The sequence below is a fragment of the Achromobacter sp. Marseille-Q4954 genome, from assembly GCF_943737025.1.
In the GTDB taxonomy this organism is placed as follows: Bacteria; Pseudomonadota; Gammaproteobacteria; order Burkholderiales; family Burkholderiaceae_B; genus Achromobacter; species Achromobacter bronchisepticus_A.
The window spans coordinates 1,966,139-1,978,848 of record NZ_CALSFQ010000001.1 but is presented as its reverse complement, the minus strand read 5'-3'; the positions used below and the strand labels follow the sequence as shown (position 1 = coordinate 1,978,848).

Below are 12,710 nucleotides of genomic sequence, written 5' to 3'. Positions count from 1 at the left end.
CCGGCTATTATCGAAATTCAATTCGAATATCGATGAAAGGGCGCAGTCAAATAATCCATTTTTCTGCTCCTCCGAATCCCGCTGCCTGCATTTCGTCGGTGACTGAAAATTAATGGAATCAGGATTCTGATAGTGTAGGAATCCTCCCTTCTTGTTGTATGAAATTTCATATGAAAAAGATGATTGGCGATTCTTGCCAATAATTGCCAATATTGTCCGAATAAGGCGTCTTGATTGGTATTTTTTGGGCTCTTCTGGATCGTGATTTGAAAGCAACGTTTCAACGGTTTTACTGACGCGCGGACGTGTGCAATAGGATGACGGCAGGCCTTCTGCGATAAAATCGCCGGTGCGCAGCGCATACCAAATCCAGCCACAGGCACGACCACCGACACTCTCCAGATGAAGCCGGAAGTTCTTGCGAGCGCCATGCAGCGCAGCGGCGTCGTCCGCGCCCGGTCGGCGGTTGGGGCGGCCGCCATTCTTGTCTCCCTATGCGCACTGGGCGCACCGACTGCTGCCGCGTTCTGGCAGCGGTTCGCATTGGCCGAGCCCCTGTCCTGGGCGCTAAACGGCGTATTGCTTCTTGCCCTTCTGTGGGTCGGGCTGATACTGAAACGCACCACGGCACAAGACCGCGATCCGCAGCGGCGCTTGCAGCAAGCCGTGCATCTGATCGCTGCGGCCCCCGTGGATATGTCCGTCCGCGAAAAGTCGCTGCGCATGGTCGGATCCAGCGCGGGTATGCAGCGCTTTGCAGACATTGTCATCAGGAATGGGTGGTCGAGACCCGAGTACATCGATCTGGGGTTCTTGTCCGGCGAGGAGAAAGACCAGATTCCGTTGCCGCGCAACACGGCCGAGGTCGTGCAGGTGTATCGCGCCGCAGTGGCCACGGGGGAAACTTGTGCGTTCGATTTTTACAATGTGCTGGAGGCTGTCGGCATCAGGGCGCCATACCAAGGGCTGGCCGCGCCTATACGTGGGTTGGATGGCCACGTCATCGGCGTGCTATGCGTGGGCAGCTACTTCCTGGGTCATAGCCAGTCGCTGGACGACTCGGCAGGCGCACACCGCAGGGCAGAGCGCATCAACAACATGAAGACCCGATTCCTGGCTGCGGTCAGCCGAGATGTGCGCAATCCCTTGAACGCCATGGCGGGCCTGTTGGAAATGGCGTCCTTTGACGCCGCGATGCCGCGGCAGTCGAAAGAAATGTTGGCGACCGTGCGTTTGTCCACCCAGTCTCTGCTCCAGTTGATTCCGTCCATCGTCGATACGCGCAGGATGGAGACCGGCGATCTGGCGAGCGCGCGCGTATCCAATTCGGTGCCCAGGGTCTTGGCCGACGTGGTTTCGTTGTTCGCGCCTAGCGCCTACGAGAAGGGCATAAGCCTGACGGTCGAAGTGGCTCCCGGGGTTGCCGCCAGCCACATGATGGACGTTCAGGGGCTGAATCAGTTGCTCAACAACTTTCTTTCCAACGCCATCCGGTACACGGAACGGGGTGGCGTCCGGATACATCTGGACGGCGCCCCGGTGGAGGATGGCCGGCAATGGCTCACGCTGTCGGTGATCGATACCGGTAGCGGCATAGACCCTTACATACAGCAGAAGCTGTCGGCGTCCCGCTACGAAGCGGGGTTGAGCGCCTCGCCCGATGGCGCCGGACTGGGCTTGCACTATTGCCGGCAGATAGTGGATCGTGTTGGAGGAACCATCCGCATCTCCAGCGTCGTGGGCGAGGGTACGCACGTCTATGTCCGCGTGCCGCTGATGCTTGGATCCGGCGAGCAGCCCGACCCGCCGCAAGAGATCATGCTCGGAATGACGCAGCGGCCCGCCACCGGGCTGCGGATGCTTGTGGTTGAAAGCGAGGCCGGCAACCGCCTGCTGTTGAAAAGCCAGTTGGAATTCCTCGGCCATGCCGTGCAGATGGCGATTGATGGCGCGCAGGGCTTGGCGTTGATCAGGGGAAGCGGGTTCGATCTGGTCGTCTGCGCTGGTGAGATGCCGGACATGGACGGAGCCGAGTTCACGCGGACGTTGCGCGCAGGCGCGGGCGAAAGCGCGGCCATTCCCGTACTGGGATACACGGCCGGTGCGCGTCCAGAGGATCGCGAGACGGGCCTGCGGGCCGGCATGAACGAGGTGTTGGTCAAGCCCGCCGGTCTGCGGGCGTTGGCAGACGCCATTGATTCCTGTCTGCCGGCGGCGCTCGGCGCAAGCGCACTGGCGCGGGACGGAGCGGCATAGTGGTTCATCGCGAGCCTGGCGCCATGCTCACGCTTTCCGTGTTCCTGAACATGGCGTTGGTCGCGGCGCTGGTGGTCATGCTGGTCTGGATCGCGCTGCGCATTCTCGGCGCCAGGTCGCCGCGCCGCGAGCTGGCCGAGCTTGCGAGCTTGGCGGATACGCTGCCCGCCGGGATATTCATCCGGGATCTCGACCTGAATCTGGTGACGCGCAACGACGCGCTCAAGGAGTACGCAGCTATCTGCCGCCGCGAGGGTTGGAACCGCCCTCTGCATGCTCCGCAGGACTCCTTGTCCGCGCCGGCTTCCGGCAGCGATCTGCCGGCCAATCTGAACGAAATAATCCGCGACTATCGCCAAGTGCTGGCGAGCGGCGAAACCTTGGTCCGCGAACATCCGTTCCAGCATGATTCCACTTGCGGGGTGGCCGCGTGGGCCGCGCCGTTGCGAGGGGAGGACGGCACCCTCATCGGCTTGATTGGGGGTAGCGCGCGTTTTCGCGGTTTTCCCGACATGTTGCGTGACGTGTCCGAAACCCGGCTGAACATGGAAAGGGCCAATTTGATGAAGTCGACGTATCTAGGGTTCATCAGCCATGAGCTCCGTACTCCTCTGAATGCGATCATCGGCATGCTTGAACTGATCCTGTCGCGTGATGGACTTTCTGGCACGGTGCGCGAGCGGCTTGCCATGTCGCGCCAGTCGGCCCAATCGCTGCTGTCGCTGATCGGTGGCCTGATCGACATATCCAAGCTGGAAACCGGTCACTTGCAGCTGCGGCGGCAGAATGTCGACCTGCGCGCGCTGGCGGCGGACACGCTGGCGCCGTTTCGGGCCGCAGCGCAGGCAAAGGGCCTGCAGCTAACACTGGACATCGGCAGCGACCTTGCCGAGCGTCATTTTTCGGATCCGATCCGCTTGAAGCAACTGCTGGATAACTTGTTATCCAATTCGGTCCGCTTTACGGATCATGGCCGCATCGATGTCTCGCTGAGCGCCACGCGCGCGACGGAGGAGGTGCAGTGGATTGCGCTGTGCGTCGCGGACACCGGCCCCGGGATTGCCGAGGAGGTGCAGGCCAGACTGGCAGTGCCGCACTTTGAACCCATGGTTCGGGAACAAGGCGCAGGCATCGGACTGGGGCTGTCCATATGCAGCGAACTGACGCGTCTGATGGGCGGTTCCATGGAAGTATCCAGCACGGCCGGGCAGGGCGCCAGGGTAACGGTGCGCTTGCCCTTGGCGCTGCCGCCTTCGGAAAGCGCCACTGTGGCGGCGGCTACTGCGCCAACTGCGGCCGATGCCGGCGGCTTGCGCTTGCTCGTCATCGACGACCATGAAGCCAACCGGTTGCTGCTCAAGCATCAATTGCGGATGTTGAAGCATTCCGCGCAATTCGCGCAGAATGGCGCGGCCGGTCTGGCATTGGCGGAACGGCTGGAGTTTGATCTGATCATCTGCGACTGCGTCATGCCCGTCATGGACGGCACCGCTTTCACTGCCGCCTTGAGAGCCGGCGGCGGCATGAATGCGGCCACGCCGGTGCTGGGCTATACCGCCAGCGAACTTGAGCTCGATCTGGCTTCGGGCGCGCGTGCCAGCATGAACGCCGTGCTGATCAAGCCGGTGGATCTGCAGACGCTGCAGTCCTTCATCCTCGCGCATGCCAAGCGGCCGCCGGGCGGCACACCTAAGATACATTGAAGGGAGGGGCAGCATGTCGACAGTCTTGATTGTGGATGATCATCCAGCGTTTCGTCTGGTGCTCAGGACGCAAATCGCCCTATTGCCCAGCGCCAGCCGGATACTGGAAGCGGACAACGGGGTCGATACGCTGGCGCTGGCCCGCAGCGAACGCCCGGATCTGATCGTGCTTGATCTGGATATGCCCAAAATGGGCGGCCTGGAAGCCATTTCCAGAATCCTCGCCGTCAATCCGGACTTGCGGATATTGGTGGTGTCGGCGCATGATCCTTCGGTCTTCGCCTTGCGCGTGGCCGAGCTCGGCGCCTGTGGTTACGCCAGCAAGCGCCTGGAGATCAAGGAACTGGTCCGCTGCATCGAGTCCGTGCTGGCGGGCTACCGCGTGTTTCCGAACGCGGCCAAGACGGCCAACCAGGCGGATGTGGCAGACGCGTATCAGAAGAAACTCGAGCTGCTTTCCAACAAGGAAATGGTCGTCACGCAGATGCTGGCCCAAGGATTGAGCAACAAGGAAATCGGTGACGCGCTATTCATCAGCAATAAAACGGTCAGCACGCACAAGACCAGGATAATGACCAAATTGCAGATCGGTTCCTTGGTTGAATTGGTCGATTTCGCCAGAAAATCGAAAATATCGATGTGAAAACCTTATAGGACTTATTTCCGAGTGAACAACCCCGCGGCTTCGGCCATGCATCCCGACCAGGAAAGCTCACAGGACCAGGCGGTGGCGGCGCTGCGCGATGAACTGCTTTCCAAGGTCGGTAACGACCGGAGCATCGCGGCGGAGCTGGCGCATAGCCTGCACGTCAACCACAGGAAGGACGTCGATGCCTTGCAGCTGGCGATCGGACAGGAGCAGTGGTTAGACGTCAAACGATATGCGCATCGAATTCTGAATACCGCGCAATTGCTGGGCTGCAGCGCCCTGGTTGAACTTTGTCTGCGCGTTGAGACCATGCTAGTCAGGGAGCCTGGGCAGGCGCGTGAGGAGCTTTTGGCGGACTACGTCCCGGTCGTCAAGAATCTGAGCGCGGTTCTGGAGCGCGTGAGCCGCACATTCTGAATCCTCCTACATTTTTCGTTCCCGAAGCGCCTTAGAGTGGCTGTATGTGAATTTCCTCCCCTGTCCACCAGGAATGATGTATGAAACGCGCTGCAGCGCAATGCCAGCAACTTGGCGACCACGAAGTCATGTTGATGGCATGGCGAGGCAACGGCTTGAGCGTCGCCCTACAGCCGCAATTCAACCTGCTGAATGGCGAAATGGTCGCCGCGGAATGTCTGGCTCGTTGGAAACACCCGACCATGGGCGATATCAGCCCGGCTGATTTCGTGCCCGCCGTCCATCGGCTGGGCCTGGATCTGTTTTTCTTCGAGCAGATCTGCCGGCTGGCGGTGGACGCGGCGCAGGCGCTGCAGGAGCAGGGAATCGACGTGCCGCTGGCGATCAACGCGTCGGCCTCAACCTTGGTCAGCCATGATGCGGTCGACGTCCTGACGGGCTATGCCGCCGCGGCAAACATCCCAATGACGCGCTTCCGGATCGAGCTGACCGAAGACCAGCCCATCACCCGCCTCGAACTGCTGCGCAAGTCCTTGAAGAAATTCGCGAAGGCCGGCTGCCAGGTCAGCATGGACGATTTCGGAACCGGCTATGCTTCCTTGCAGCTATTGAACGCCCTGCCCATCGCCGAGCTGAAGATCGACGGACGCTTCGTGCGCCGCATCCGCCGCGACCGGAAAGCGCGGGAAATCACGCGGCTGTCGGTGTTGCTGGGGGAACGGCTCGGCCTGCGCGTGATCGCCGAAGGCATCGAAAGCGCGCCGGACATCGCTTTGCTCCAGTCCATGGGGTGCAGCCACGGGCAGGGCTATGTGCTGTCGCCGCCCGTCGTATTGTCCGAGTTCATCGAAAGCCGGAAGCGGTAGCCACGCCTGGCGCGAAATTCCTGTGAAAATACCAACTTCCAGGGATATCCGGTTTCGCGCGGCTGAGACATAGTTCAGGCTGGGCAATTCCGCCCGCCCTCATCCGATGACCGCCCACATGCTTGCTTCCGAGTCGACCCTGCCTGCCCCGGTGCTGCTGGTGGAGGACGAACCCCTGATCTGCCGCCGGCTGGAAGGCCTGCTGCTGCAGCTTGGCTATGCGCCGGAGGCGCTGGTGTTTGCCGCCACGCTGGCGCAGGCGCGCGAGCAGCTCGCCAGCCAGCCGTTTGCGCTGGCGCTGGTCGACCTGGGCCTGCCCGACGGCAATGGCACCGATCTGATCGCCGAGATGCACGCGGAGGACTCCAGCCTGGCGATCCTGGTGATTTCAGCATGGAGCACGGAAGACGCAATTCTTGCCGCGCTGCGCGCGGGCGCCACGGGCTATGTGCTCAAGGAGCGCGACGACCTGGAGGTGTCCCTGTCCATCCGCAGCGTGCTGCGGGGCGGGGCGCCGATCGATCCTTTCGTGGCCAGGCGCATCATCGAAGAACTGCGCCCCAGACGGGCCGAACGTGCCGACGAGGCTGCGGACGAATCCGTCGAAACCCTGAGTCCGCGCGAAAGCCAGATCCTGCGGTTGGTCTCCGAGGGACTGGGAAACCGCGAGATCGCCGAGGAGCTGCATCTGTCGCGCTACACCGTCGAATGCCACGTCAAGCACATCTACCGCAAGCTCGCGGTCTCCTCGCGGACGCGGGCCATACACGCGGCGCGCACGCGCGGCTTGCTCGATTGAAGTGGCTGGCCGTCCTGTGGTTGGCGCTATGGCTGGCGCCGGCGTGGGCCCAGCAGCCTGCTGACGCCTGTACGGCGCAGGTACTGTCGGTGCAGGTCGCCAAGGGCGGCGACGATGGCCGGCGTCCGGAGTCGGCGCAATGGCAGGCGGTGGAGCTGCCCGACGATTGGAGCGCCCGTTGGCCGGGATATAGCGGCACCGCCTGGTACCGGATCGGTTGGACCCGCAGTTGCGCCGGCGCGGCGCCCGGCCAGGTGGCCCTGGCGCTGGAATCCGTCGTCATGGCGGGCGAGGCCTATATCAACGACGAACGGATCTGGAGCGATCCGCACCTGACGGAACCGCTGTCGCGCAGCTGGAACATGCCGCGTTACTGGGTGATTCCCGATGCCTTGCTGCATCCGGGCGAGAACACCTTGTGGATCCGCGTGGTCGGCGTGGCGGGGCAGACGCCCGGCCTGGGGCCGGTGCATCTGGGCGGGCAGTGGACGGTGTTGCGGCAGTACGAAGACCTGTGGTGGCGCAACCGCACGCTGTTCACGCTCAACCTGATCGTCTCGGCCGTCCTGGGCGGCTTGTGCTTCTTCATCTGGCTCATGCGGCGCGAACAGCGCGCCTTTGGCTGGTACGCGCTGATGGCCCTGTTCTGGGTGCTGTTCATCGCCAACGTGCTTGTGACCAGTCCCTGGCCGTTCTCCGACAGCCTGACGGCGGCCCGGGCCAACATCATGGTGTTGGTGCTGTACGTCGCCTGCTTCTGTGTCTTTACGTGGCGCTTTGGCGGGCAGTCCGTGCCGCGCATCGAGCCGGCGCTGTGGCTGCTGGCGGCCGTGCTGCTGGCGGCGATGGCCTTCGTGCCGCAGCGGCATCTGGCGGAGGTGCAACTGGGCGTGGTGCTGATCGTGTCCGCGATCTTCTTCGCCAATTGCCTGCAATTCCCGGTGCACGCGTGGCGTACCCGCCGACCCGAGCACGCCATGCTGGCGGCTTGCCTGCTGGTTTTCGTTGCAGCCTGCGCCCACGATCTGCTGCGGGTGCTGAGGCTCATCGACAGCGATACAACCTATACGCCTTTCACCAGCGTGGTGGTCATGCTATGCATGTCCGCGGTGCTGGGGCTGCGCCATGCGCGCAGCGTGCGCCGCATCGAGCGCTTCAACCAGGAGCTGGCCAGCGGCATCGAGCAGGCGCGCACCGAACTCGCCACCACGCTGGAACGCGAACATGCGTTGGCGCTGACGAACGCCCGGCTTCAGGACCGGCTGCAGATCGCGCACGATCTGCACGATGGGCTGGGCGGCTCCTTGGTCCGCATGATGGCCGTGGTGGAGCAGGCCAGCGCACCGCTGCACAGCCAGCAGTTTCTTTCCATGCTCAAGCTGTTGCGCGATGACCTGCGGCAGACCATAGACAGCGGTTCCAGCGCGGGCGTCACGGTGCCGGCCACGCCGCGGGAATGGATAGCGCCGTTGCGCCACCGCTTCATGCAGCTGTTCGACGAGCTGGACATAAGCGCCACCTGGCGGGTGCCGGAACTATGGCGCACGCCGCCCAGCGCCCTGCAATGCATGGCGTTGACGCGGCTGGTTGAGGAATCGCTGGTGAATGTGCTCAAGCACAGCCGCGCCCGGCGCGTGGAGCTGGAGCTGCGGCAGTCCGAATCCGACCACCTCGAACTGCGCATCGAGGATGACGGCGTCGGCTTTGACGTGGCCGCGGTGCTGCGCGCGGGCATCAGCGTGGGCATGCGCAGCATGCATACCCGCATCGCCAGGGTAGGGGGCGCGCTGGAGGTTGCGTCGCAGCCGGGACGGACCGCGCTGACCGCCACGCTGGGGCTGCGCGCGCCTCAGGCTTGATGGCTGGTCACTTCGCGGTGTTTTCGTCGTCCACCGTCAGGCCACCGCTTTTCATGATGCTCTGGGCGATTTCCTCCGCGGACTTGCCGGCAAAGCCATGTTCCCCCGCTGTGATGCGGAAGCTGTCGCCCTCAAGGGGGCTTTGCAGCGTGGCGGACGACAGCAACACGCCGCCTGAACGCAGCTGGATGCGCTTGCCCACGCGGTCGCGGGTGAAGTCGGCCAGGGCCTGGCGGCTTTCGGGTTTCAGCTCGACGTCCACTGTCCGGGCGGAGGTTTGCGGGTCGGCGCCGGCGGTGGCCCGCGCCACCTGCAGCACGACCGTTTCCGCGTAGGCCGCGCAGGGCAGCAGCAGCGCAAGTGCGGCCGCGCGGGCGAGTTGTCTCATTGATGGCATGGCAAGCTCCTTCTGATGGACATCCTGGCCTGGCCCCATTTGAGGGCTCGGGCGGGTTCCTACATCCTAGCGCATGTATCGCGGGCTGATCTCTGGCGCAAATCTGACCAGCGCGAGCACGCAATGGGCGCTATGCTTCGCGGCGCAAGGTTCAGCGCGGCATCCGCCGTGCGATCCATACGAAGAGAGTCGAAACATGTCGAACATCACTGCCGGCGCGACGCCGCTTGCCGCGCTTTACCAACATGTGGTTCAGGAAGAGTTGGGCCTGGTCGCCCGGGTCGACGAAGAGGGCGATGTCCTGTTCCGCCATCCCGAACTGGGCACCCTGTATTTCAGCCTGACCGCCGATGATCCGGAGTTTCTGCGCCTGGTCTATCCGTCTTTTGTGGATGCGGCCGACATAGGCCTGGGCCGCGCCGAGCTGCTGGAGATCATCAATACGGTCAACAACCGCTGCAAGGCGGTGAAGCTGTACATCACGCAGGGTAGCGGAGACCCGGTGACGAACCGCGTTTCGGCTGCGATCGAGAGCTTTGTGGCGGCACCCGACGCGCTGCCCTCGGAGGCCTTGCTGCGCGGCATCGTCGCGCGTTGCCTGTCGGCGATCCGCCATAGCGCCGCCGAGACGCTGCGGGAAGCTGGCGTGCTGAAGCCGGCGGACGAAAGCGCGCACTGATGCTGCGTAATGATCCCGGATCAAGACCGGGTCCCACGAAGGAGAGTCTCATGGCGGTGCGAGGAATTTGGTTTGCGGCCTGCTTGTCGTTGAGCGGCGTTGTCCATGCGGGATCTGCACCCGCCGAATTGAACTGCGTATCCGAAAGCGGCAAGGTCAAACTGGAAGGCGCGATCCCATCACCATCGTCCGAGGAAATGAAGCTGAAGCTGAGCTACGCGGACGGCAGCCTGACGTTCGACTCGGATGCGACCCAGGGTTTCGTGGTGGCGGACTTTCCGCAGTCCGTATTCACGCTGGTGATCGCGGCCCAGGGCCAGCCGCTCACGCTGTACGCCATGCCGTCCAGCCTGACGGTGAAGCGGGAAAGCAATGGCGACGCCGCCGGCAAGTTTCAGGCCAAGCTGATGGCGCCGCGGCCGCGCAGCGTGTCGGGCGTGCAGGCCGATACGCCGCTGAAGGCCACCCTCAACTGCGAGTACCGGTACTCGCTGTAAGGTTGGGCGACGCGTGGCTGGGAGTCTGTCCAGCCCCTTTCCCCAGAGGATTCGATCTCTGGAGAAAGGGGCCTTTTTCATGCGCAAAGCCTGAGGATGAGCGCCAATGCGCGCGTGCTGTGAACAGATTGATGCGCACGGGTTGTTGCTATCGCGCCGCATTATGGTCTTTTGATCCTGCCAAATTCCCCAAAATTGACAATTTTCTGAATAAATCCTGACTATTTGTTGAATGTAAAAATAAGAATGAATATCATTGGCACTCTTAAAAAACCAAGACCGCGCTGATAGCGCAGCCGCCGCGGGGCGGTTTCTGACAGAGTCCAATGAACAAAGCAGATACATCGACGGCCCATGCCAAGGCCGGTGGGAACACTTCGACCTCCATCTATGCAGCGGTGTGCGGCGCGCTGATGTCGCCGGGCCTGGCCCTGGCGCAGGGCAGCGTGGCGCCAGGCGCCGTGCACGAACTGTCGCCGGTGCACGTGCAGGGGCAAGCGGTCAGCGATGGCTACGAAGCCAACATCGCCTCGTCGCCCAAGATGACGGCGCCCCTGCTGGACACGCCGCGTTCGGTCACCGTGATCACCGAACAGCTGATGCGCGACCGGGCCGCGACCTCGCTCATGGATGTGTTGCGCACCGCCCCGGGCATTACCTTCGGCGCCGGCGAGGGCGGCACGCCCACCGGCGACCGGCCCTTCGTGCGCGGCTACGAAGCGAGTACCGACATGATGGTCGACGGCATGCGCGACCTGGGCCGTTTCTCGCACGAGACCTTCAACCTGGAGTCGGTCGAGATCCTGAAGGGGCCAAGTTCCGCATACTCCGGCCGCGGTTCGACCGGCGGCAGCATCAACCTGGTCAGCAAGAGCCCCAAGCTGGAGAACTTCGCGGAAGGCACCGTCGGCGTGGGCACCGACGACAACTGGCGCCTGACCGGCGACGGTAACTGGGCGCTGGGCGAAAGCTCGGCATTCCGCCTGAATTTCATGAAGCAGGGCGGCGACATCCCGGGCCGCGACCACGTCGAGACCGACCGCTGGGGCGTGGCGCCCTCGTTCTCGTGGGGGCTGGGCACGCCGACGCAAGTCACGCTCAGCTACTACCATCTGCAGAACGACGACACGCCCGACCTGGGCATTCCGTTCAAGAACGAGTCGCGCCCGGATCGCGTCACGCCGCCCAAGGTGGACCGCAACAACTACTACGGCCTGATCGGCCGCGACTACCGCAAGAACCAGGCCGACATGACCACCCTGATGGTCGAGCACAAGTTCAGCGACAAGCTGAAACTGCGCAACGGCACGCGCTATAGCGAGTCCACCAACGAATACGTGATGACGCGCCCGTCCTTCGACAATTGCGCGGCGCGCGTGGGCGGCAGGCCCAACCCCGCCTATGGCGTGGCGCCGTGCTCGAACGAGGCGGACGGCGTGAAGATGAGCAAGGCGCTGCGCAGCCTGAACCAGACCAACCGCTCCTTCATCAACCAGACCGACATGTTCGGCGAATTTACCGCCGGCGGCCTGCGGCACAGCTATGTGGCCGGCCTGGAGTTCAGCACCGAGACGATCAGCAAGCGCGACGGCGTGCCCTCGGGCGGCTTCGACAAGACCCTGCAGGACGACCTGTACAACCCCAATCCCCGCCAGCCGTATACCGGCAGCCTGCGCTGGGGGCCGCGCTACGACGCCGCCAAGACCATTACGCGCGCGGCCTACGTGTTCGACACGGTCAAGTTCAGCGAGCAATGGGAAGCCAACGCCGGCCTGCGCTATGACAACTACCGCGTGACCAGCGGCAACGTCGAGCGCACCGACAACATGTGGAACTACCAGCTGGGTCTGGTCTACAAGCCCGCGCCCAACGGCAGCATCTACGTGTCCTACGGCACCTCGTCCAACCCGTCCGGTGAAACGGCGGGCCAGTCCGGCGGCGCGGACGGCGCGGCAGGCGGCCGCCTGACCGCGGGCACCGCGGCGTTGGCGCCTGAAAAGAGCCGCAGCATCGAGCTGGGCACCAAGTGGGACGTGTTCGACGAGCGCCTGTCGCTGACGGCGGCGGTGTTCGAAACCCGCAAGACCGATGCCCGCAGCTCCGATCCCATCACGGGCGATGTGACGCTGTCCGGCAGCAACCGCGTGCGCGGCATCGAGCTGGGCGTGGCGGGATCCATCACGCCCAAGTGGCAGGTCTGGGGCGGCTACAGCTACATGGACCCCAAGGTCACCAGCTACCAGAGCGGCGGCACCGACTACAGCGGCAATCAGATGAAGTTCATTGCCCGCCAGAGCGCCAGCCTGTGGACTACCTACAAGTTCCTGCCGGAGCTGACGGTGGGCGCGGGCGCCACCTACACGGGCAAGCGCTATGTGGACGATGCCAACGTTTATCAGCTGCCGTCCTACTGGCGCTACGACGCGATGGCGGCCTATCAGTTCAACAAGAACTTTGGCCTGCAGCTGAACCTGAACAACCTGACCGACGAGACCATCTACGAGGCTTCGCACGTGGGCCTGTTCAGCTACGTGGCGCCCGGCCGTTCGGCGATGCTGACCGCCACGTTCCGCTACAACTGATGCGCA

Annotated in this window: 11 protein-coding genes; 10 read left to right on the top strand and 1 reads right to left on the bottom strand. The window is 63.4% G+C overall.

Annotation, left to right across the window (positions count from 1 at the left end):
- The first annotated feature begins 402 nt into the window (after nt 1-402).
- From NGK62_RS09260 to NGK62_RS09230, 7 genes are all read left to right on the top strand, one after another.
- On the top strand, nt 403-2,256 hold the full coding sequence (locus NGK62_RS09260) for a hybrid sensor histidine kinase/response regulator (RefSeq protein WP_251878132.1): 1,854 nt from the start codon (nt 403-405) through the stop codon (nt 2,254-2,256).
- A 23-nt stretch (nt 2,257-2,279) separates the two neighbouring features.
- Complete coding sequence (locus NGK62_RS09255) at nt 2,280-3,959, top strand: PAS domain-containing hybrid sensor histidine kinase/response regulator (RefSeq protein WP_251878129.1); 1,680 nt, start codon at nt 2,280-2,282, stop codon at nt 3,957-3,959.
- Between the two features lie 13 nt (nt 3,960-3,972).
- Nucleotides 3,973-4,602 carry a response regulator transcription factor gene (locus NGK62_RS09250; RefSeq protein WP_118931636.1) on the top strand — a complete coding sequence of 210 codons (630 nt, stop codon included), beginning with the start codon at nt 3,973-3,975 and terminating at the stop codon, nt 4,600-4,602.
- 48 nt (nt 4,603-4,650) lie between these two features.
- On the top strand, nt 4,651-5,025 hold the full coding sequence (locus NGK62_RS09245; RefSeq protein ID WP_118931637.1) for an Hpt domain-containing protein: 375 nt from the start codon (nt 4,651-4,653) through the stop codon (nt 5,023-5,025).
- An 80-nt stretch (nt 5,026-5,105) separates the two neighbouring features.
- Nucleotides 5,106-5,891 (top strand): EAL domain-containing protein, encoded by a 786-nt coding sequence (locus tag NGK62_RS09240; RefSeq protein ID WP_059378119.1) that lies wholly within the window; start codon nt 5,106-5,108, stop codon nt 5,889-5,891.
- Between the two features lie 106 nt (nt 5,892-5,997).
- Nucleotides 5,998-6,690 (top strand): LuxR C-terminal-related transcriptional regulator, encoded by a 693-nt coding sequence (locus NGK62_RS09235; protein ID WP_118931639.1) that lies wholly within the window; start codon nt 5,998-6,000, stop codon nt 6,688-6,690.
- Nucleotides 6,687-8,549, top strand: coding sequence for a sensor histidine kinase (locus NGK62_RS09230; protein ID WP_251878127.1), 1,863 nt, complete (start codon nt 6,687-6,689; stop codon nt 8,547-8,549). The genes NGK62_RS09235 and NGK62_RS09230 overlap by 4 nt, the downstream gene beginning before the upstream one ends.
- Before the next feature lie 7 nt (nt 8,550-8,556).
- On the opposite strand, the gene NGK62_RS09225 is transcribed toward NGK62_RS09230, so the two are convergent.
- A complete protein-coding gene (locus NGK62_RS09225) occupies nt 8,557-8,946 on the bottom strand; it encodes a SecDF P1 head subdomain-containing protein (RefSeq protein WP_059378115.1) in 390 nt (129 codons plus the stop codon).
- 196 nt (nt 8,947-9,142) lie between these two features.
- Between NGK62_RS09225 and NGK62_RS09220 the strand changes: the two genes are divergently transcribed.
- The 3 genes from NGK62_RS09220 to NGK62_RS09210 all read left to right on the top strand — a co-directional run bounded on the left by NGK62_RS09220 (nt 9,143) and on the right by NGK62_RS09210 (nt 12,704).
- Entirely contained in the window at nt 9,143-9,625 is a 483-nt protein-coding gene (locus NGK62_RS09220) for a hypothetical protein (RefSeq protein ID WP_059378114.1), read from the top strand.
- A 128-nt stretch (nt 9,626-9,753) separates the two neighbouring features.
- Nucleotides 9,754-10,122: a hypothetical protein gene (locus tag NGK62_RS09215; protein WP_223283298.1), complete on the top strand. Its 369-nt coding sequence runs from the start codon at nt 9,754-9,756 to the stop codon at nt 10,120-10,122.
- A 326-nt stretch (nt 10,123-10,448) separates the two neighbouring features.
- Nucleotides 10,449-12,704 carry a TonB-dependent receptor gene (locus NGK62_RS09210; protein WP_059378111.1) on the top strand — a complete coding sequence of 752 codons (2,256 nt, stop codon included), beginning with the start codon at nt 10,449-10,451 and terminating at the stop codon, nt 12,702-12,704.
- Nucleotides 12,705-12,710 lie beyond the last annotated feature (6 nt).

Excerpts from the sequence above, each read along its gene's own strand:
- NGK62_RS09260 (WP_251878132.1), top strand. The coding sequence starts at position 403 with ATGAAGCCGGAAGTTCTTGCGAGCGCCATGCAGCGCAGCGGCGTCGTC.
- NGK62_RS09255 (WP_251878129.1), top strand. The coding sequence starts at position 2,280 with ATGCTCACGCTTTCCGTGTTCCTGAACATGGCGTTGGTCGCGGCGCTG.
- NGK62_RS09250 (WP_118931636.1), top strand. The coding sequence starts at position 3,973 with ATGTCGACAGTCTTGATTGTGGATGATCATCCAGCGTTTCGTCTGGTG.
- NGK62_RS09245 (WP_118931637.1), top strand. The coding sequence starts at position 4,651 with ATGCATCCCGACCAGGAAAGCTCACAGGACCAGGCGGTGGCGGCGCTG.
- NGK62_RS09240 (WP_059378119.1), top strand. The coding sequence starts at position 5,106 with ATGAAACGCGCTGCAGCGCAATGCCAGCAACTTGGCGACCACGAAGTC.
- NGK62_RS09235 (WP_118931639.1), top strand. The coding sequence starts at position 5,998 with ATGACCGCCCACATGCTTGCTTCCGAGTCGACCCTGCCTGCCCCGGTG.
- NGK62_RS09225 (WP_059378115.1), bottom strand. The coding sequence starts at position 8,946 with ATGCCATCAATGAGACAACTCGCCCGCGCGGCCGCACTTGCGCTGCTG.
- NGK62_RS09220 (WP_059378114.1), top strand. The coding sequence starts at position 9,143 with ATGTCGAACATCACTGCCGGCGCGACGCCGCTTGCCGCGCTTTACCAA.
- NGK62_RS09210 (WP_059378111.1), top strand. The coding sequence starts at position 10,449 with ATGAACAAAGCAGATACATCGACGGCCCATGCCAAGGCCGGTGGGAAC.